This window comes from Haloarcula terrestris, from assembly GCF_031624315.1.
In the GTDB taxonomy this organism is placed as follows: domain Archaea; phylum Halobacteriota; class Halobacteria; order Halobacteriales; family Haloarculaceae; genus Haloarcula; species Haloarcula terrestris.
The window spans coordinates 132,769-151,396 of the sequence record NZ_JAMQOM010000005.1 but is presented as its reverse complement, the minus strand read 5'-3'; the positions used below and the strand labels follow the sequence as shown (position 1 = coordinate 151,396).

General features: G+C 59.4%; 17 protein-coding genes and 1 pseudogene. 11 read left to right on the top strand and 7 right to left on the bottom strand.

The features are described from left to right. Window positions 1-116: 116 nt before the first annotated feature. The 6 genes from NDI54_RS13770 to NDI54_RS13745 all read left to right on the top strand — a co-directional run bounded on the left by NDI54_RS13770 (window position 117) and on the right by NDI54_RS13745 (window position 7,227). Window positions 117-1,310, top strand: a complete 1,194-nt coding sequence (locus NDI54_RS13770; protein ID WP_310897009.1) for a hypothetical protein — start codon at window positions 117-119, stop codon at window positions 1,308-1,310. A 79-nt stretch (window positions 1,311-1,389) separates the two neighbouring features. Then, entirely contained in the window at window positions 1,390-2,250 is an 861-nt protein-coding gene (locus tag NDI54_RS13765; RefSeq protein ID WP_310897008.1) for a methylenetetrahydrofolate reductase, read from the top strand. A 102-nt stretch (window positions 2,251-2,352) separates the two neighbouring features. Beyond that, window positions 2,353-3,771, top strand: a complete 1,419-nt coding sequence (locus NDI54_RS13760; protein WP_310897007.1) for a branched-chain amino acid ABC transporter permease — start codon at window positions 2,353-2,355, stop codon at window positions 3,769-3,771. Window positions 3,772-3,774: 3 nt separating this feature from the next. After that, complete coding sequence (locus NDI54_RS13755; RefSeq protein ID WP_310897006.1) at window positions 3,775-5,553, top strand: ABC transporter permease subunit; 1,779 nt, start codon at window positions 3,775-3,777, stop codon at window positions 5,551-5,553. After that, complete coding sequence (locus tag NDI54_RS13750; RefSeq protein WP_310897005.1) at window positions 5,550-6,518, top strand: ABC transporter ATP-binding protein; 969 nt, start codon at window positions 5,550-5,552, stop codon at window positions 6,516-6,518. The genes NDI54_RS13755 and NDI54_RS13750 overlap by 4 nt, the downstream gene beginning before the upstream one ends. Before the next feature lies 1 nt (window position 6,519). Continuing rightward, window positions 6,520-7,227: an ABC transporter ATP-binding protein gene (locus tag NDI54_RS13745; protein ID WP_310897004.1), complete on the top strand. Its 708-nt coding sequence runs from the start codon at window positions 6,520-6,522 to the stop codon at window positions 7,225-7,227. Here the strand turns inward: NDI54_RS13745 and NDI54_RS13740 are convergent. Both NDI54_RS13740 and NDI54_RS13735 read right to left on the bottom strand, forming a co-directional pair. Beyond that, the gene (locus NDI54_RS13740; protein ID WP_310897003.1) at window positions 7,224-8,426 is read right to left on the bottom strand and encodes a hypothetical protein; all 1,203 of its coding nucleotides are present in this window, start codon (window positions 8,424-8,426) and stop codon (window positions 7,224-7,226) included. The genes NDI54_RS13745 and NDI54_RS13740 overlap by 4 nt on opposite strands. 91 nt (window positions 8,427-8,517) lie before the next feature. Further along, complete coding sequence (locus NDI54_RS13735; protein WP_310897002.1) at window positions 8,518-9,843, bottom strand: ABC transporter substrate-binding protein; 1,326 nt, start codon at window positions 9,841-9,843, stop codon at window positions 8,518-8,520. Between the two features lie 199 nt (window positions 9,844-10,042). On the opposite strand from NDI54_RS13735, the gene glyA reads away from it, so the two are divergent. After that, on the top strand, window positions 10,043-11,290 hold the full coding sequence (gene glyA, locus NDI54_RS13730; protein WP_310897001.1) for a serine hydroxymethyltransferase: 1,248 nt from the start codon (window positions 10,043-10,045) through the stop codon (window positions 11,288-11,290). Window positions 11,291-11,733: 443 nt separating this feature from the next. Here glyA and NDI54_RS13725 read toward each other — a convergent pair whose 3' ends face one another. Both NDI54_RS13725 and NDI54_RS13720 read right to left on the bottom strand, forming a co-directional pair. Beyond that, the gene (locus NDI54_RS13725) at window positions 11,734-13,110 is read right to left on the bottom strand and encodes an aminomethyltransferase family protein (RefSeq protein WP_310897000.1); all 1,377 of its coding nucleotides are present in this window, start codon (window positions 13,108-13,110) and stop codon (window positions 11,734-11,736) included. 245 nt (window positions 13,111-13,355) lie between these two features. After that, window positions 13,356-13,853 (bottom strand): dihydrofolate reductase, encoded by a 498-nt coding sequence (locus tag NDI54_RS13720; RefSeq protein ID WP_310896999.1) that lies wholly within the window; start codon window positions 13,851-13,853, stop codon window positions 13,356-13,358. A 113-nt stretch (window positions 13,854-13,966) separates the two neighbouring features. Here NDI54_RS13720 and NDI54_RS13715 point away from each other — a divergent pair, with 113 nt between their 5' ends. Beyond that, the gene (locus NDI54_RS13715; protein ID WP_310896998.1) at window positions 13,967-14,242 is read left to right on the top strand and encodes a hypothetical protein; all 276 of its coding nucleotides are present in this window, start codon (window positions 13,967-13,969) and stop codon (window positions 14,240-14,242) included. A 145-nt stretch (window positions 14,243-14,387) separates the two neighbouring features. On the opposite strand, the gene NDI54_RS13710 is transcribed toward NDI54_RS13715, so the two are convergent. Further along, on the bottom strand, window positions 14,388-15,041 hold the full coding sequence (locus NDI54_RS13710) for a helix-turn-helix domain-containing protein (RefSeq protein ID WP_310896997.1): 654 nt from the start codon (window positions 15,039-15,041) through the stop codon (window positions 14,388-14,390). A 395-nt stretch (window positions 15,042-15,436) separates the two neighbouring features. On the opposite strand from NDI54_RS13710, the gene NDI54_RS13705 reads away from it, so the two are divergent. Then, the gene (locus NDI54_RS13705) at window positions 15,437-15,604 is read left to right on the top strand and encodes a hypothetical protein (RefSeq protein ID WP_310896996.1); all 168 of its coding nucleotides are present in this window, start codon (window positions 15,437-15,439) and stop codon (window positions 15,602-15,604) included. Between the two features lie 334 nt (window positions 15,605-15,938). After that, window positions 15,939-16,241 (top strand): hypothetical protein, encoded by a 303-nt coding sequence (locus NDI54_RS13700; RefSeq protein ID WP_310896995.1) that lies wholly within the window; start codon window positions 15,939-15,941, stop codon window positions 16,239-16,241. 32 nt (window positions 16,242-16,273) lie between these two features. Here the strand turns inward: NDI54_RS13700 and NDI54_RS13695 are convergent. Further along, window positions 16,274-17,004 (bottom strand): annotated as a pseudogene (locus tag NDI54_RS13695) (IS5/IS1182 family transposase). A gap of 387 nt (window positions 17,005-17,391) precedes the next feature. Then, window positions 17,392-18,255 carry a serine O-acetyltransferase EpsC gene (gene epsC, locus NDI54_RS13690; protein WP_310896994.1) on the bottom strand — a complete coding sequence of 288 codons (864 nt, stop codon included), beginning with the start codon at window positions 18,253-18,255 and terminating at the stop codon, window positions 17,392-17,394. A gap of 152 nt (window positions 18,256-18,407) precedes the next feature. On the opposite strand from epsC, the gene NDI54_RS13685 reads away from it, so the two are divergent. Beyond that, window positions 18,408-18,608 carry a hypothetical protein gene (locus NDI54_RS13685; protein ID WP_310896993.1) on the top strand — a complete coding sequence of 67 codons (201 nt, stop codon included), beginning with the start codon at window positions 18,408-18,410 and terminating at the stop codon, window positions 18,606-18,608. Window positions 18,609-18,628 lie beyond the last annotated feature (20 nt).

Here is an 18,628-nt window from a genome sequence, read left to right as displayed (position 1 = left end):
GTGTTCGGCAGCAGGTTTAACTTGATCCAATAACCTCAGTTCCACGGCTGTTTATAAATGGGTTAGCTATTCCGCACATATCTCTACACCATAACGTGTCATAGTCAATCAATAACATGGGACTCCACACGGCCTTTACGGCGCTCGCTGAGATCATCGATGCATACGAATCTCGTGGCCGATCCGTCCGGACCGTCGAAGCATCGCCAGCCGATACAGGTAGTGCAGTCCTCGAGGTGACGGTTTCGATGCCGGTCTCAGTCTGTTCTGGCGGCGGCGCAGATGACGGGCTCACGCCAAAGAGCGCGATGCTGACCGACAGTGGGGATCTGCAAGTCGAATTCTCACCAGCAGCCACTGAACCGCCGTCGACTGCCGCTGCATCGGTGTCGGTCGGCGACGCCTCAGCCGCTGTTACCGACGATGGGTTGCTCCTGACGGTTGACCTGACAATCGACGCCACGACAGCAGCAGCCGAGGAAGCTAGCGTCGATTCCGGACCCGAACAGGGTGAAACCGAGGAATCGGCACCGATCAGCTCCGTGGGTTCTCCCGACACTGACGACAATAATTCACTCGCTGCTTCGGATGTCGCGGACACGGAGTCCACGCTCGCTGGCGACGACGAGTCACAAGCACGCGGACAGTCTGACAGCACGACGACGGACGAGACACAGTCTGAGCCTGCGTCCGAGGGGGAATCGGACCCTTTCGCCGCTGTTCGTGACGACTCCGTGCCCCCATACGAGGACACCGGCTACCTGCAAGCTCTCTACGACGAATGTGACAATTTCAAAGAGATCGCAGCGCAGATCCAGATGGATGTCTCGTCCGAGACCGTTCGCCGGTACATGATCGAGGCCGACATCCACGTCCCGAACACGTACAACACGTCCAGTGACGACGTGGAATCGGCCAGCAAATCAGGGACCCCGGATGACGCGGCGAGCCAGTCGGGGGCCGACGACGAAGACGAGCAGGTCAGTGTGGCCGAACCCGTCGCAGCCGAGTCACCAGGACCCGGGACCGACTCTGTCGGGGACCTCCCTGACGACCAACTGGTCACCGACGGTCTTGGACTCCCGGCCGATGTGCAACTCCGCGACGTTGCGGAGGCGGTCGTTGACTCGGATACGGTGTACGAGATCCAGCGGTACTTGGGCCTCAACCGGTCCCAGACCCGGGACCTGCTGGAGGAGCTCAATCTGTTAGATCTCGTCTTGTGTCGACTCGCCGATGAGCCAGACCATACCGTTTCTTACGGGACCGTAGCTAGTCGAATCCGGCAGTGTACGCCCCACAGCGCGTGAGAGAGGGGCGTCGTTTATAAATGGGTTCGATGCCCCACCCACAGTACAAAGTACGTTTATATCTTATCTCTAGTAACTCATGGCCCTCGGAACACGCGCTGTCTCAGATTCACAAGGTGTCCAGACGCTCCTGACGGGCGCTCGGTTCGAACTGATGCCGTTCGAGAGCTTCGACGAGGAGATTACCCACCTCCCGGACAACGCCACCATCGCGATCACGACTTCGCCGCAGCTCGGCATCGAGCGGACCGTCGAAAAGACGGAGGAAGCCGCCGAGATGGGATACGATGTCGTCCCGCACATCGCAGCCCGCTACGTGGAAGATCGGGAGCAACTCGAAGCAATCGCCGAGCGACTGAAACAGGCAGGCATCACGGACATCTTCGTTCCCGGTGGTGACCGCGAGGAGCCGGCCGGCGAGTTCGAGTCGGCACACGATTTACTCACGGTGCTTGCGGAGACCGAGTATTCCTTCGAGGAAGTCGGTATCACTGGCTACCCCGAGGGCCACGATTTCATCGACGACGAAACGCTGGCGGAGTCGATGGCACAGAAGGCGCCGTACGCGACCTACATCGTCACGCAACTCTGTTACGACCCCGAGACCGTTCTGGAGTGGGTCGAAGATATCCGTGCTCGCGGTATCGCACTCCCGGTCGAAATCGGGATCCCGGGCGTGATGAACTACCAGCGCCTGATGCAGATCTCGCAAAAGGTCGGTGTCGGTGACTCGATAAAGTTCCTCAGGAAGACCACGGGCATTCTCGGGTTCGTCAAACAACTGGTCGGGTCTCGCGGGACGTACGAACCCGATGACCTCATTGACGGGCTCGCACCATACGTCGACGACGACGAGTACAACATCCGGGGCGTCCACATCTACACCTTCAATCAGACGCCCGACACGGAGAAGTGGCGACACAAGCGGCTCGAAAGCTAGTCGCCGGGCAAGCGATACTGGCTGCTGTTGAACTGGGTGGGGCCAGCGGTACAATTACCTGATGGAAAAACAATATTTATTTGGCAGGTACACGTCTCGCGTATGGCGCCGTCAGTCGGACTGTTGAACGCAATTCTGACTGGGTTGGTCACGGGTAGTATCATTGCGCTGGGTGCAATCGGGTTGGCACTGGTCTATGACATTGCCGAGGTTCCGAACTTCGCGCACGGCGACCTGCTGACACTGGGAGCGTATGCCGCGCTATTAGTGAACAAGCCACAGTCCGTTCCGCTGTTCGACGTGTTCGCCACGGGTCCGCGTGCGGTCGGTCCCACGGGTATCGGACTGGTGTTCGCTATCTCAGCGGTAGGTGTCCTCGGTTCAGTGTACCATCTCGGCGGTGTCGACGCGATACGCGGGGGCTGGTGGGGGATCGACGTATCACCGACAGTGGGGACCACCACGCACGTCGGGCTCGCAGTCGTCGTCGGCGCGCTCGTCGTCGCCGGCCTGCCATCCTATCCCGCAGCGCTCCTGTTCTCCGTTGTCGTCCTTGGAGCTCTCGTCCCGCTGACCGAGTCGGTCGTGTTCCGCAAGTTCCGGGAGAAAGATGTCGAACTGGCGATGATGCTCATCGTCTCCCTCGCGATGGCGTTTATCATCCGGTTCAGCATCCAGACCGTCTTCGGGGGCGACATCCGATTCTACGAGGTCGACACGACGATTCAGGCGGCCGGGTCGAGCGTCAACTTCACGTTCGCGAAGTTCATCGACCTCCTGGTATCGGCCAACGGGGTGGTCATCAACGTGCTCGAAACCCGTGGGACAGGGACCCCTCAACTGTTCACCCTGGGCTACGGCTGGCTGGAAGTGATTGGCATCTTGGGCGTCGCAGCCCTGGTCGCGGGTGGGGCGTACCGACGCCGTCGTGACACCGCGGGCGTCGTCGGCCCACGCTTGGCTGCGGGACTCGGTGGCGTCGCCGTACTGATACTCGGTGGTGCACTGTTCGCTGGCGGCGGGACGGTCCCGTCGGCGACGCTGTACGAGACGCGTCTGCGAACGTCGCCGCTCAGGCTCGGGATCATCCTCACCGCGATGGGACTCATGGGATTCCTCCATTACCTGTTGCAGGCGACAACGCTCGGGAAGGCGATGCGGGCGACCAGCGACAACCGGGAACTGGCGATGATCCGCGGTATCAACACGCGCCGCGTGATGATGGTCGTCTGGATACTCGCGGGGATGTTCGCCGCGGTCGCCGGCGTCTTGCTTGGCTTCCTGTTCAGTAACATCACGATCAACCTCGGGTTCTTCCTGCTGCTCCCGATGTTTGCGGGAGTCATCCTTGGCGGTATCTCGGTGTACGGGGCGATCCTCGGGAGTTACGTCGTCGGACTTGCGATGGAGGTCGGTATCTTCGCTATCCCGGGGCTGAGCGCGACGTACAGGGTTCCCGTCGCGTTCGTCGTGTTACTGCTCGTCTTGCTCATCAAGCCTGAAGGAATCGTGGGGGACTGACAGATGGCAGTCTCAGACGTTGTCATTTCGTTTATCGTGCTGGTCGCCATCTACGGCATCCTCTCGTACGGGCTGACCCTGAAGTATGGCCACACCGGGCTGTTGGATTTCGGCCACGTTGGGTTCTTCCTCGTCGGCGCGTACACGTCGGCGTTGTTCGTCCTCCCGCCCGACGAACCCGGCGACTTCACGGCCTACGTCGTCGGCCTCGGCGATGTCCCCGTCGTCGGAACCTGGGTCGTCGGAATCGTAGTCGCAACTGTGCTGTCGGGGATAATCGGCGGCTTAGTCGCACTACCGACCATCCGCCTGCGGGAGGACTACCTCGCCATCACGGTGTTGGGCGTGTCGGTCATCTTCCAGCGGTTCATCCAGGCCGAGTCGTGGTTCGCAAACGGTCCCGACGCGCTGCGCGGGTACAGCCCACCGCTAAAGAGCAGCTTCCCGCTCTTGCTGGAGGGACAGGTCGGCGTGCCGTTCCTCGGCGTGTCGCTCCCGGCCACACCAACGCTGTTCGGTGTCATCACAGCCGTCGTCTGGGGCATCGCTCTCGCTGTGCTCGCCGGAGAGCGCGGCCGTGGCTCCCCGCTACCCGTGTCGGCGCTGTATCTCGTGGGCTCGTTCGGCCTCTCGACGCTCAGTCGGCCCGGCGGCCCGCTGGGAAGGGTTCAGGTGGCCGCCGCTGGCGGCGTCGTTGCCGCCGGCCTCATGGCGGTGTTGCTAGCCGTCGCGGACCGCATACTGCTGGTCGGCGTGCTGGTCTCCGCGTTCACCTGGCTCGTCTTGGTCGCCGTCCTGGCTCGACTGTCCGGACGATTCACCCGCCGCGAGTGGCTGAGTGGGATCGCCCTCGGGACGGGCTTCCTCGTCGCCTTGTTGCCGATTCCTTACGCCGGAGCCGTCTCGGTCAAAGTCGCCGGCAGTCTCCTCCTCCTCGGTATCGTCATCGGTGGCTTCTACCGTGCTGTGCAGTCGCTGGACTGGTTTGCAACGGCGAAAGTACAGATAATCGGCGTAGCGACGCTGTGGTTCGTCGGGATCTGGTACTTCGTCATTCCGCTGGTCGGCCCCTTCAGTGGCGGCCAGCCCGGGGCGGCGCTCAAAGCGTTAGTCCAGAACCTCGTGTGGATACTGGCCTTCGGCGGCGATGTCGGCGTAGACTACATCGTGGCTTTCGCCGGGACGCTGACCGTGCAAGTTGACTACCAGCGGTTCCTGCTGGCCGGCTTTGTTCTGTGTCTGCTCGGTGCGTACTACCTGCTGGAACTGACCGCCCGGTCGCCGTTCGGTCGCGTGCTTCGGGCGGTTCGGAACGACGAAGACGTGGTGCGCTCGCTGGGCAAGGACCCATTCGTGTACAAGATACAGAGCATGGTCATCGGCTCTGCGCTGGCCGGCTTTGCGGGCGCGCTGTGGGCGATGTACACCCAGGGCCTCACGTTCGTCACGTTCGCGCCGCGCGTGACGTTCATCGCCCTGCTCATCGTCTTCATCGGCGGCCCAAACAACAACAAGGGGACGATCCTCGGTGCCGCCGTCTTCTGGGCCTTCCAGCAGGCGACGACCCAGATAGCGTCGTTTTTCCCGCCGGCACTGCGGGTCAACGTGGTGGCGTTCCGCCTCGTCGTCATGGGGATTCTGTTCCTCATCGTTCTGTACTACCTTCCGGACGGATTGCTGGGGAAAGCGAACTACAGCACGCCCGGAGGGGTCAACGAAACCAGCAACCCACAGCGAGAGGGTGGCGTGGCCGCCCGTGCCGACGGGGGTGAGGACGAATGAGCGCGATCCTTGAAGTCGAGGACCTGCGAAAGACGTTCGGCGGCATCGTCGCCGTCGATGGCGCGACCTTCGACATCGAGCAGGGGTCGATAACGGGACTCATCGGGCCAAACGGGGCCGGCAAGACCACGACGTTCAACCTCATCAGCGGCTTCTACAAGCCTGACAGCGGGACCGTCCGCTACGACGGGGAGCCGCTACAGGACCTCATGACAGCAAGCAGCGACGAACGGTTCATCTGGGGGAGTGCGTCCGGCCTCACTTTCGGGAGTGCCGGAGCCATCGCGGCCTTCGGCGTTGCTGGTCTGGGCACAGCGACCAGTCTGGGCGCGGGCGCGCTGGGCGCGGGACTGGGGGCCGGCGTCTACCTCGGGCAAGAGCGACTCAAGGCCGCGTCCGACAGCCACAAATTCAGTCGACCGTTCATGCTGGCTCGGGAAGGGCTGGCACGGACGTTCCAGATAACGCGGGAACTGAGCGATATGACTGCCCGGGAGAACCTGATGCTCGCGCCTCAGCACCAGGCCGGCGAGAACCTCGCTAACGCGTGGGTCCGCCGTGACGCCGTCGCCGAGGAGGAGACGGCGCTGTACGAGCGGGCGACGGAGATGCTGGAACTGCTTGAAATCGACCACGTCGCGGATGAGTTGGCTGGCAACCTTTCGGGCGGCCAGCGGAAACTGTTGGAACTGGGCCGCGTCCTGATGCTCGACCCGAAGCTCGTCCTCCTCGACGAACCGGTTGCGGGCGTCAACCCGGCGCTGACCGAGAAGCTGACCGACCGCATCAGGGCCTTGCGGGACGAGGGATACACCTTCTGTATCGTCGAACACGACATGGATGTCATCATGGACCTCTCCGATACGATCATCGTCATGAACGAGGGCAAAAAACTGGTCGAAGGCGAACCGGCCGCGATTCGAAACGATCAGCGAGTCATCGACGCCTACCTGGGGGTGGACTGAGATGGCACTGCTCGAAGCACGGGGCGTTGTCTCCGGGTACGGTGACGCCGAGATCCTCCACGGCGTCGACATAGACGTGGGGGCGGAGGAGATCGTCACGATCATCGGCCCGAACGGCGCCGGGAAGTCGACGCTGATGAAGGCCATCTACGGCCTCATCGACTGCTGGGCGGGGCAAGTCACGTTCGATGGAACCGACATCACTGCGCTCCGGGCCGACGAAGTGACCGAACAGGGATTGTGCTATGTCCCTCAGCGGGAGAACGTCTTCCCGACGCTCACCGTCCGGGAGAACCTCGAAATGGGGGCTTATATCGACGCAAACGTGAGCGAGTCGGACTTCCAGGAGGCCTTCGAGCGGTTTCCGGTCCTCCGTGAGCGACAGAACCAGAAGGCCGGAACCATGTCCGGCGGGCAACAGCAGATGTTAGCCCTGTCCTCGGCGCTGATGGTCGACCCGGCGCTCATTCTTGTCGACGAACCCTCTGCCGGCCTGGCTCCGGACCTCGTGGACGACATGTTCGACCGCCTCGTCCGGATCCGCGACGAGACCGACACGGCGATTCTCATGGTCGAACAGAACGCCCGGCAGGCACTGTCGGTCTCGGACAAGGGCTACGTGCTGGATATGGGGGAAAACAAGTTCGCCGGAAGCGGGCAGGACCTGCTCGACAGCGACGAGGTCGGTGAGCTGTATCTCGGTGGCTAAGTACTTGTCCTGAGTACCGTATCCGGGAGCAGTTCTCGACGGTCAGTCGGGTCGTCGGGGAGCGCCCGCTGTTCGAGAGGCCCGTCACCGCGTGCCCACAGCAGTTTCGTCGTCTCACTGTGCTCCCGATACGCCGCCACCGTCATCGGCGAGACCCGGCCCACGTCCAGCGTCCGGTCGTCTAGCTGGATCCGTTCGAGAGCGGCTAGCGGTTCGGTGTCGGGTTCGGCCTCGAAAACCGGAAACAGGTGAGCGCCGGCACCAGCGGGTTCGGTTCCGATGGTAAGCGCTGTCGCGCCCACGGAGCGGAGCTGTGAGACTAGGTCCGGGAGCGAACGCTCCACACCCGCGAGGGCCGTCCCGAGTCGATCAGTCCCGTCTGCGACCGGAACCGGCGGATCCGCTGTCCCAGCGTACACGACGAGATGAGAATCCGCGTGGACAGGGTCTGATTCCTCGCTGATAGTGAAGTCGTAGGACTGCCCAGCTACCCGCAACGCCGCGGCGTCCGCGACTACATCCGGTTCTGTCCCGGCGTCGGATACTCCGACGACCACGCGCAGTTCGGCGTCCCAGTCCGGGTAGACGGTATCGACCGCCACGTAGTCGGCACCCCGCTCGGTTCGATAGGCCTCGACGAACGTCTCAAGCGGGATTGACGTGCCAGACTCGTCCAGCAGCCGCGCGAGGCAATCGCTGAAGGTTTCGTTCGCACGCCGGTATCGCTGTAGCCGCTCGGCGACTGGCGCATCGACCCAGAGCATGGCGGGGTCATCGTACACGTCGTCCGGGTACGGCGGCGGTCCGGTCCGCTTGACCGTCGCCTCGGCTCGCTCGACCTTCGCCTCGGCCCGGTCGTAATAGTCTGTCACGATGGTTCGTGAGAGCGGGTCACCCTCCGTCGCTCGGCCGATGGCCCAGATGTACAGCCCGATAGCCTCGTAGGAGAGCGGTTCGGTGCCGTCGTGAGCGAGGGTCCGGAGCACCCACGTCTGGGCCTCCCGCTGTGAGAGGGTGGTCTCAGCGACGATCTCGTCCACGTAGTCGCCGTACAGCTCGCGGACCGTATAGCAGATTTCCTCGATCTGGTCCCGAGTGACACCCTCCGGGAGCGGATCCAGCGCCGTGAAATCCAGCGCCCCGCCGATGACGTTCAGCTTCGTCGCCGGCTGCCATTCCGGCTCGATATCGACGCTCATACCTGTCGTATACCCGTCGGCGAAATAAAGCCACACACCGTCTGTGTCTTTGGTGTCGGCACTCGAGAGGCCGAAGGCGGAATGCCGCCGGCTACATCTTGCCCTCGAAGTAGCTCAGGGGGACTTCTTCGATGACTTCGGCTTCGCCGCTTGTCACTTCGAGGATCCGGTAGGGAACGACCGGTTCGAGGTTCTCGTTGAGGTCGACCGAACCGGAGGCTCCGTCGTAGTTCACGCTCTCGTCGTTTGCGAGTGCCTCCTTGCCAGCCTGGAACTCCCCGACACCGACCGTCGTCCCATCGCCTCGGGAGACGCTACGGATGTTCTCCGCGATAGCCGTCCCGCTGGCTTCCCCGGCCTGCTGCATCGCCAGCGCTTCGAGGTAGGTCGCGTCGTAGGCGTGGGGCGCGAACTGCGTGACCGCACTCTCCCCGCCCATGTTGCTGATAAACGTCTCGCTGTTGGCGGTCTGTGGGGACGTAATAAACATGCCCTCGACGATGTCCGAGAGGTCCGACAGGAGCTGGGGTGCGAGGATAGCCTCGGCGGCGACCCACTGTCCGCCGTAGCCGCCCTGGTTCCACTGGTTCAGTATCGTCCGACCGTTCCCCGGGTACATCACTGCCCCAACAGCGTCGGGATCGCCTTCGAACACTGAATCCAGCGTCGAGGTGTAGTCGTTCGTCTGCTGGGAGTACCCGACCATGTTCAGCGTCTCACCCTCGAAGTTCTCGCTGGCCTGTTCGGCGAGCCCCTGGCCGTAGGGGTTGTCGACGTAGAGGAACGATGCTGTCTCGGCTTCGAGACGCTGGTTCAGTATCCGACCCATCACCAGTGCCTGCTGGACATCGTTCGGTGCGGTTCGGCCGTAGTATTTCACGTCGTTGTCCTCGTTGACGCCAGCGGTCGCAAGCGCCGGGGACGTGTTGCCGTTGCTCACTTCCATCACCCGGTTGTCACGGGCGACCGGGGCGAGCGTGGTCCCGATACCACTCGAATACGGGCCCACGAGTCCGACGATGCCTTCTTCGTTTATCATCGTCCGGAACTTCTGGGCCGCCCGCGAGGGATTCCCTTCCGTGTCGCGGTTGATCGTCGTGATCTCACGATCCAGTGGACCGCCCGCCGCGTTGATTTCCTCGGCCGCGAGGTTCGCGGCATCTTGATGGCCGCCGCCGTACGCGCTGTTGGTGCCGGTAACCGGGAACAGCGTCCCGATTGCAATCGATTCACCACCACCGCTTTCACCGGCATCGCTTTCCGTACTCGTCGACTCGTCATCGGCCTCCGTGCCCGTCGTCTCGCCGTCACCGCCGCCGTCCTCTGACTGCTGTGCGCATCCGGCGAGTGATGCGACTCCGACCGTGCTTCCGACCCCGAGCCGTTTCAGAAGGTCACGTCTGGTCTGCTCTGACATGTCCGTTGGTATGTATGAACAAATCACTTATCAATCTATGTTGCGATGCAATATTGACCTCCCAACAGCACCCCGCTCGATAGCTGGTCCACGAATCCACACCTGCACAGTGGTGAGCGTTGGCTCCCACAACCACTCACCAATCTGGTAGGTTGCGCCAGCACGCAAATTATTACGTTACCAGGCCGTTGACGGCAGTATGACGTACGACACTGTTCGAGAGGCAGACCCAGCCGTCGCTGATGCGCTCGAAGGTGAGCGCGGGCGACAGAACGACACACTGGCGATGATCGCCAGCGAGAACCACGTTAGCGAGGCCGTGATGGAAGCCCAGAGCTCCGAGTTGACGAACAACTACGCGGAAGGATATCCGGGCGAGCGCTACTACGGCGGATGTGAGTACGCCGACGAAGTGGAGCAGTTGGCCATCGACCGCGCGAAGGAACTGTGGGGTGCGGACCACATCAACGTCCAGCCACATTCGGGCTCGCAGGCGAACATGGGCGTCTATCTCGGCATGCTCGAACCCGGCGACAAGATCCTCTCGCTGGATCTGACCCACGGCGGCCACCTCTCCCATGGCCATCCGGCGAACTTCGCCGGCCAGGTGTACGAGGTCGAACAGTACAAGGTCGACGAGGAGACCGGCTACATCGACTACGAGGGTCTCCACGAACACGCCGAGGAGTTCGATCCGGATATCATTGTCTCGGGCTACTCCGCGTACCCACGCGAGATCGACTTCGAGCGTATTCAGGAGGCCGCCGACGCGACCGATGCCTACCACCTCGCGGATATCGCTCACATCACAGGCCTCGTCGCTGCCGGCGTCCACGAATCACCCGTCGGCATCGCTGACTTCGTCACCGGCTCGACGCACAAGACTATCCGCGCCGGCCGTGGCGGCATCATCATGTGTGACGAGGAGTACGCCGACGACATCGACTCGGCCGTTTTCCCTGGGTCACAAGGCGGACCAGCGATGCACTGTATCGCAGGCAAGGCCGTCGGCTTCGGCGAGGCGCTGGCCCCCGAGTTCGAGCAGTACGCTCAACAGACCGTCGACAACGCAGCCGCTCTCGGGAACCGTCTGCAAGAGCACGGCCTGGATCTGATCTCTGGCGGCACGGACAACCACCTCGTCCTCATCGACCTCCGGCCGTCCCATCCCGATACGACTGGCAAGGAAGTCGAGGCAGCACTAGAGGATGCCGGCATCGTCCTCAACGCTAACACCGTCCCCGGCGAGACCCGCTCGTCGTTCAACCCCTCGGGCATCCGTGCCGGGACCCCGGGCCTGACATCGCGTGGCTTCGACGAGGACGCTTGTCGCGAAGTCGCCGACCTCATCTACGAGGTCATCGATGCCCCGCACGACGACGCTGTCGTCGCAGAAGTCAGTGACCGCGTGGACGAACTGACTGACGAGTACACCCTGTACGAGTAGCGCGGGCACAGGAAGCTGCATCAGTACAACAGTTTTGTACTAGGGGTCGAGGATTGCTGCCTGTCGCCTCGTAACAAAGGGCCGACGTGTTCTCGCAAATTCGGTTCTGGAAACCAAAGCAACAGAATGTAAGCGGCCGCTGAACACGCGCGGTGCCCGCACCTGTCATTGCTACGAGAGACCCCCTCTAACACAGAATTTCGCTCAATCCAGCGGCCCAAAGAAGGTCGGACAGGTGAGTAGCCCTGTGCCCGTACACAACGATATCGAATAGATGTCTGCGGTGGGACTGTCCGAGAACACAATCCGGGAACCGGAAACAGAAGATAGCATCTCGGCGACGTTCAAACGACAAGCGTCAACTCCTGACCGTCGTGGGACTTGCAAAAAACTGGGGTACCCATCACGCGGGTACGAACCGAAGGTGGGACAGACCTACGGGATTAGTCGTCGCTTTCGGCTTCTTTCCGGGCGTTAAGCTTCGCCTGCTCTCGGGCGCTCGGATTGACCGACTCCTTGAACGGGACCTTGGCTGCCGTCGCGAACACGGGCTCGCCGGGTTCTTCGGCGTACTCGTCGGGGAGGTGAACCTGGAACTCCAGATCCAGTTCCTCGTCGTAGACGTCGTCGTTGAGCGGCGTGTCGGTGACTTCCTCGATTTTCTCGGCCGGGACGAAGCCCATACCGATGTTGGTCTCGAGATCCGGGTTGTACCACGGTGAGGTAAGGTACCCGCATTCCTCGCCCGTCTCCGGATCGGAGATGAGCCAGAAGTCCGGCGCGTAGTCGCGGATCGGCTCGCCCGCGATTTTGAGGCCGATGAGCTTGTGCTCGAACGGGTAGTTGCCGTTCTCGATCTGCTCTTTCTGCTCTTCGAGCGTCTCTTTTCCGATGTAGTCCGCTTCCTTGTCGTCAGGGACGTGGTAGCCGAGGTTGACCTGGAACGGGGAGGTTTCGTGGTCGAGGTCCTGGCCCCAGGACATGATACCGGCGGCGATGCGGCGGTGATGGCCCGGCGCAATCTGGCGACCGCCGTGTTCCTTGACCGTCTCCATAACGGGGTCCCACACCTTCTCGGCGTCTTCGTGTGCGTTTCGAACGTAAATCTCGAATCCTGCCTCTCCGGAGAAGCCGGTCTGGCTGATGAGGACATCGGCGCCGTTGATCTCGGCGTCCATCAGGCCGTAGTACGGAACGTCGCTGACTTTGTCGCCAACAACGTCAACCATGACATCTTCCGAGAGCGGGCCCTGAATCTGCATCGGGGCCACGTCGATCTCGTCGATTTCGACATCGAAGTCGTTGTCGACGTTGACACCCTGGAGCCACTGCATCAGGGTCGAGTCCGAGATGGAGAACCAGAACTCATCCTCTTCTGGGCGCAGCAGCACCGGGTCGTTCAGGACGCCGCCGTCCTCGTTACAGAGGATGACGTACTTCCCGTCCATCGCGTCCATATCGGTGACATCACGTGTGACAACGTAGTTGGTCAGCGCCTCGGCGTCCGGGCCCTTGACCCGAATCTGGCGCTCTACGGCGACATCCCAGAGTGTGACGCTCTCGGTGAGCGCCTCGTACTCCTTCATTGCGCCGCCGTCTTCCGGCTCGACGAGTCCGCGTGGGTGGTAGAGCCGGTTGTAGACGGTACACCGCCAGGCGCCTTCCTCGTTGAACGACTTGTGGAAGAACGGAGACTTCCGAACGCGCGTTGACACCAACATCTCGATGTTGGGGTCACCGGTCTGGCGAAGGTTCCGGGGGACGGTTCGATCTGACTGGTCGACACTAGGATAGTTAGGGTGTTCCTCGTTACCGCTCATGCCTGTGAAAGATGACCAGAAATAGTAATAAAAGATACTGCTACTTGCTTCTGGGTTTTATATACGGATGGGTGTTTTATCCGGATAGCAATAGTTCTCAAATCTATCGTCTACGGTCAGCGGGCATGACAAATCAACGTATAGCTGCGATGTGTATCAGTCGGCCGATAGTGGAAACTGCGTGGTCAAAGGATGGACCACCGGAGAGACGAGACGGCTGCTGTTTTTGTACGGGCGCCAATCAGTCATGTTGACCCGCGCTCAGTGTGCGTGTATTTGACAATGTCGAACGCATCGTGTGACGTTCGTTCCCTCTCAGTCCAGCGAGACCAATCGACGGTCGGAAAGACCGTATCCCCGTTGAAGGCTGTGTCGATTTCCGTCAGGAGTAGTTCGTCGGCCTGTGGGAGAAACTGTTCGTAAACGGTAGCGCCACCGATAACGTACGTTGTAGCCGCGTCACTGTCGTCTGCCTCCCTTAGCGCCGCCGCTGTCGACGTAACAGCAGTGACAGCATCAGGAAGTCGTTGTGGCGTCGTAGTCAGAACGATGTTCGATCGATTCGGTAGCGGGCCGCCGAGATCACGCTGGATGCTCTCGAAGGTCCGCCGTCCCATGACGACTGGATGGCCGGTAGTCGTCTGCCTGAAATGTGTCAGGTCTTCGGGATACTGCCACGGAACACCGCCGTTAGCACCGATCACTCCGTTTGCCGCAACGGCGGCGATCAACGAGAGCTTCATAGACATTTCTTTGTTCGGCAGATGGAAATAAGTCCAGTCTAATGAATGCTACCTCGACACGCGCTACCGCGTGTCGCGCGCGACTTATGAGGGTCAGCCATATAAAATGTCGTATGGATACGATTCACCTTTCGCCCGGTCCCGCAGCTGCTCATGCGTATCGACTGGGGATCATCGCGAGCGCAGTAGCCGGACTCACTGGTATCGTGACGCTATACTGGCTCGGCGTATTGGAACCAATTTTCGCTGGGTACGCACTCGTTCTCCTGTTTCCCGTGTATATGGTCTTCGCTGCGACGGTACTGAGTGTCTGGCTTGGGTACAACAAAGACCCGACATCGTTGCGGCCTGTGTACCGCAAAAAGGAGTCAAGTAACCAATCCAAGTAATCGAATCCGGCTGTAGATGTATAAAACAGCCCGTAGAATCCGTGTTGACGAGCCTTCACAGATAAAAGCCGACTATCGAGTCGTATATCCGACCGATGCTTCGAGAAATTGAGTCAACCGATTCTCAGTGTACTGGTCCGTGAACTCATTCCTCTCTGTCGATAATCGTTGCCGCAACGAGGTTCCGCATTCCCCGTCGGAGCCGACCGCTCATTGCTGTCGACGAGAGCCCGATTTCCTCCGCAACCTCGTTCAACGAGATGTCTCTGGGTTCTCTGAAGTAGCCGTTTTCGTAGGCGGTAACCAATGCAGTCCGCTGTTCGTCAGTCAACCCGTATGATTGCTCACCGCCGGTGTCTGTGTTTCCATATATCTCGATAATCTCGAGCGAAATATCATTTGAATGTGCGTACTCCCAGATCGTGTTCAGTGCCTGCCGGTCAGGGAGAAGGAGTCGGACGAGCCAGCCGTTGCCTTTCGTCTCTGTATGGACGAGAAATCCGCTAACATCGGTCACAATAGTGCTGATGAGCTTCGTTTCCGGCGTGTGTTCGATGTAGTAGATTCCTGTCTGGTCGGTCCAGTCGACAAGTTCGTAGCTCTGAACGGTGGGGTCGGTATCGAGCATCTCTTCGAGGTATTCCCTATCGTGATACTCGATGAGGAACGGGAACACAGTTGACCCTGGGTCGGTGTTGCCCTGCGTGATCACACGGATCGTTACGTCTTCGAGGCTCTGTAGCGTCGGGACGAGAGCGAGGCGTTCGTGTTCGATGTGAATTTTTGTTGTTATTGACATGTTGTGCGTTGGTCTTGCTATCGACGCGTCAGAGACAGGCGATAGTTCGACATTGTGGTGTCACCGTCTATGGCTTGGTGTATGTATGCCGCGTGCTCACGTCAATGTTTACATACACAGGTGTACGCACGAAGGCAAAAAACAAAAGCTGGCTACAGTCTCAAACTACACCTGGCCGATCATTATTATCAGTGAAAACGTATTTACCAAGGGGTAGAATGAATCAAACAATGGTAGACTAACCCAGGTGGTATATTTATGATCTACCTGATCCGGAGGGTAAGACACGTTTCGACAGGAACATATATTAACAATCATTTATATTTTACCGTAATAAAGACCCGTAACTATCCCCCAATGAGGTTAGGACGATACCGCCAGTATGTTAGATTGAAATGAGAGAACCACAAAACCGAACCACTGAGAGCGAGAAGTTGTCAAGCGACGATTTCTATCTGCCGGCAGTTACACTCCCGCCGGACCTCGGTCGCATTGAAGCGGCCGTTACCGACCTCTTCGATGTCCACGGCGTCGTGCTGATTCCGGACAGCTACAACAAGTAACTCCTCTTCGGAAATATAGATCCATTTCTCTTTTATTCTCATATATACGGCATTATTCAACTATATTCTAATATCCACACCCAAACTAGCTACATTTGGACTGATATCCCGCTAATCCAGCTTGTTCAGCACCCATTACGATTCTAAACTCATAGGCTCTGTTGAAATCCTATTGGTTCGACACCTTTCCAGCTGAAACAGCCGTTAGTTAGAACTGCGCATCTCATAGTATTCATTCCCACCCCTTGCAGAGGAATCGCGTATCACGGGAGAGGACGTTCTGCTGGGACGCACTGAGGCATTGTTTTGTATCTCGAGCAGAAATGCGTCGCTCATGGTCCCCAATATCAGCGAAGTGTTGTTCAACGAGCCACAAGGCCGTCGAATCGGACTTTTCCAGTTCGGCCTGTCGCTTACCTTCTTGTGTATGTTCGTGTATGCCTGGAGTGTCGGCGACGCTGGCGAAACCCGATGGTTACTATTTATGATCGTCGGAACTGCGCTGTCGGGAATCGCTGAATCTCTCCCAGAGACCCAGCTACAGGCGGTAGGCGTACTCCGTTTTACGGCGGGTCTCGTATTGCTGTGCGTCGTCGCTGCCCCGTTCCTCGGTCTCGGATTTATTATCGGAGGATAACCGCTGGTGTTGACGTTCTCTATATCTAACGTTCAGAGTGCCTTGTCGATGTTGTGAGTGAGACAGCCGACAACGAGTTCACGGAACTGCTTCCACCAGTGTCGTGAGCGGACGAATGCGCCATATTTCCGTTTGAGACTGGAGTTCACTGTCTCATTCTGACTCCGTTGGCCGTAGAGGTTGGCGTCCAGCCGAGCATTCCACGCCTTGTGGAGCGACGAAAATTCTCGGTGCTTGATGAGGGGACGAACACCAGCGTCACGGGCTAACGCGCGAACCTTCTGGTCGTCGTCACGTGGAGATCGAGGATAGCATTCGCTCTCGTGTCCACGAGCAGTGTCACTTTCAACTGCTGAATCGTCAGCTTCGTTCGCTTCGTGTAGTGTTTCGAGGCGTGACTCCGGTCGAATCCAGTTGCATCAATCCCGACGACACCATTGGTCGGGTGAAGGGTGATCGAGAGGTTAAGTAGAACACGCCAGACTGCCATATCGAGCCGGTTGAACGCTTTACACAACGTTGAGGGTGACGGAAGTTCGTCCAGATTGATGGCTTTCCGAATGCGGGGCATTTCGATGAGTTCATCGAGAAGCGTCCTGTACGTCGTGTTCTTCCGCACTTTGAGACAGAGGAGAACGATGTGCTGGTGGAGTGTGTACCGGCGTTTAGAGAACTTCGATGAGTAGCGAGCGACAGCTCGGCGTGCCACGTGCATCGCTTGTTCAACGAACCGGAGCAATTGCGATTTCGGGAGGGTTTCCATTCGGTCAGACTACCGGACGTTCCCGTAACCTCTTGAGGATTTCAACAGAGCCAAGTCATAGTTCTGTGGATGACAATAACCGCAACACTGCCTTGCTGTCTTGATACACAGCGCCCGAGTTGTAGAGACTAATACTGGTACAGTTGTTATTGGTAGTGGGAGAGACGACGGCGTCGCTGGTGACTGGAACCACCGTGGTCCGCATAGATTAGGGGCGGCAACTTCCATAAGACGACAATCCACGAACACCTTCGGTTTGTCCAGACCTGCAGCCGGGAGCGGCTTGCTGCCGTAGCGGAACTGCTCGTCGGAATCCAATGAGCGGTGCGTGCGCCGACCCTATCTTGATTCAGCGAGAGAATCCCGGCTTTCAGGCCGGGGTGGATGTCATTCGGTTCGTTTCCGCTCCTGTGTCGGATGGTCAGTGACGTACACTTTCGTATCGTCCGGAACGTCGTCAGTGATCCATGAGTTCGCACCGATGCTGACGTGGTCGCCGACGCTAATAGCGCCCAGCACTTTCGTTCCAGCACCGATAACGACATGATCACCGATGTCCGGGTGTCGTTTGTACCCCTTTTTTAGTCTGTGTTCATCGCTCTCGTCGCTCTCGAAATGGAGCGCCCCGAGGGTCACGTCCTGATACAGCCGGACCCACTCCCCGACGGTTGTGGTTTCGCCGATAACGACACCGGTTCCGTGGTCGATAAAAAAGTAGTCCCCGATTTCAGCACCGGGGTGGATGTCGATACCGGTCTCGGTTTTGGCGTATTCAGTGAGTTCCCGAGCGTATTCGGCGGCTCCGGCGTCGTAAAGGACGTGTGCGACGCGCTGAACCAGTATCGCCATAAACCCCGGATAGGATCGGATTATTTCCATGTACGTTTTCGCCGCCGGGTCGCCTTTGAACGCGGCTTCGACATCTTTCTTGAGCCGTGTCCGAACGGTCGGGAGTTGGTCGATGACAGCAGCGACTGTCTCCGCTGGGTCCGACCCGGAGTACGGTCTGATGCCCGAAAAGAAGAGCCCGCCGAGGGTGTCGAGGTGATCCAACACAGCGAGCTTGTCTCGAACCAGTGCGGCAGCGTTCCAGCAGGTCGGGAAGAACAGTCGTTTGAGGATGTCGACCTCCGCCCGTCGGTGTTCCCGCCGCGGGAACTCCATCTGGGTCTGGGTTGGGAACGGGTCTTCGTCGGCCTGGTACGCCTCGAACAGTTCTTCGTGTGTGTCTCCGGTGTAGCAGTAGTCCATATTACAGTGTTGTGCTGGAAGTGTTTAGTTTTGAAACAAGACTTGTCGACTTTCCACTATATTATGTTCTCGGAGTCGTAGCGACATTGGAAACACGGACAGACACTCTCAGGAGAGATAGTTATTTGATATTGGATTGTCATCGGATACGTATGAACGGCGAGTGCTACTTCTGTCATGGCATCGTTTCAGCACCGGAGGAAGGCCATATCTGGTTGCGAGAACACGACAGCCACGAGGTGTACATGCACGAACAGTGTGCTAGCGGCCACAACGTCATCGAAGGGGAGCAGAACCCGGCCGGTGAACTCCTGATTACGTGCCCGGAGTGTGGTGAAGTCGAAACCGTATAGCAACGCACCCCCGCTGACCG

Coding starts and splice junctions, on each gene's coding strand:
- NDI54_RS13770 (WP_310897009.1), top strand. CDS start 117: ATGGGACTCCACACGGCCTTTACGGCGCTCGCTGAGATCATCGATGCA.
- NDI54_RS13765 (WP_310897008.1), top strand. CDS start 1,390: ATGGCCCTCGGAACACGCGCTGTCTCAGATTCACAAGGTGTCCAGACG.
- NDI54_RS13760 (WP_310897007.1), top strand. CDS start 2,353: ATGGCGCCGTCAGTCGGACTGTTGAACGCAATTCTGACTGGGTTGGTC.
- NDI54_RS13755 (WP_310897006.1), top strand. CDS start 3,775: ATGGCAGTCTCAGACGTTGTCATTTCGTTTATCGTGCTGGTCGCCATC.
- NDI54_RS13750 (WP_310897005.1), top strand. CDS start 5,550: ATGAGCGCGATCCTTGAAGTCGAGGACCTGCGAAAGACGTTCGGCGGC.
- NDI54_RS13745 (WP_310897004.1), top strand. CDS start 6,520: ATGGCACTGCTCGAAGCACGGGGCGTTGTCTCCGGGTACGGTGACGCC.
- NDI54_RS13740 (WP_310897003.1), bottom strand. CDS start 8,426: ATGAGCGTCGATATCGAGCCGGAATGGCAGCCGGCGACGAAGCTGAAC.
- NDI54_RS13735 (WP_310897002.1), bottom strand. CDS start 9,843: ATGTCAGAGCAGACCAGACGTGACCTTCTGAAACGGCTCGGGGTCGGA.
- glyA (WP_310897001.1), top strand. CDS start 10,043: ATGACGTACGACACTGTTCGAGAGGCAGACCCAGCCGTCGCTGATGCG.
- NDI54_RS13725 (WP_310897000.1), bottom strand. CDS start 13,110: ATGAGCGGTAACGAGGAACACCCTAACTATCCTAGTGTCGACCAGTCA.
- NDI54_RS13720 (WP_310896999.1), bottom strand. CDS start 13,853: ATGAAGCTCTCGTTGATCGCCGCCGTTGCGGCAAACGGAGTGATCGGT.
- NDI54_RS13715 (WP_310896998.1), top strand. CDS start 13,967: ATGGATACGATTCACCTTTCGCCCGGTCCCGCAGCTGCTCATGCGTAT.
- NDI54_RS13710 (WP_310896997.1), bottom strand. CDS start 15,041: ATGTCAATAACAACAAAAATTCACATCGAACACGAACGCCTCGCTCTC.
- NDI54_RS13705 (WP_310896996.1), top strand. CDS start 15,437: ATGAGAGAACCACAAAACCGAACCACTGAGAGCGAGAAGTTGTCAAGC.
- NDI54_RS13700 (WP_310896995.1), top strand. CDS start 15,939: ATGGTCCCCAATATCAGCGAAGTGTTGTTCAACGAGCCACAAGGCCGT.
- epsC (WP_310896994.1), bottom strand. CDS start 18,255: ATGGACTACTGCTACACCGGAGACACACACGAAGAACTGTTCGAGGCG.
- NDI54_RS13685 (WP_310896993.1), top strand. CDS start 18,408: ATGAACGGCGAGTGCTACTTCTGTCATGGCATCGTTTCAGCACCGGAG.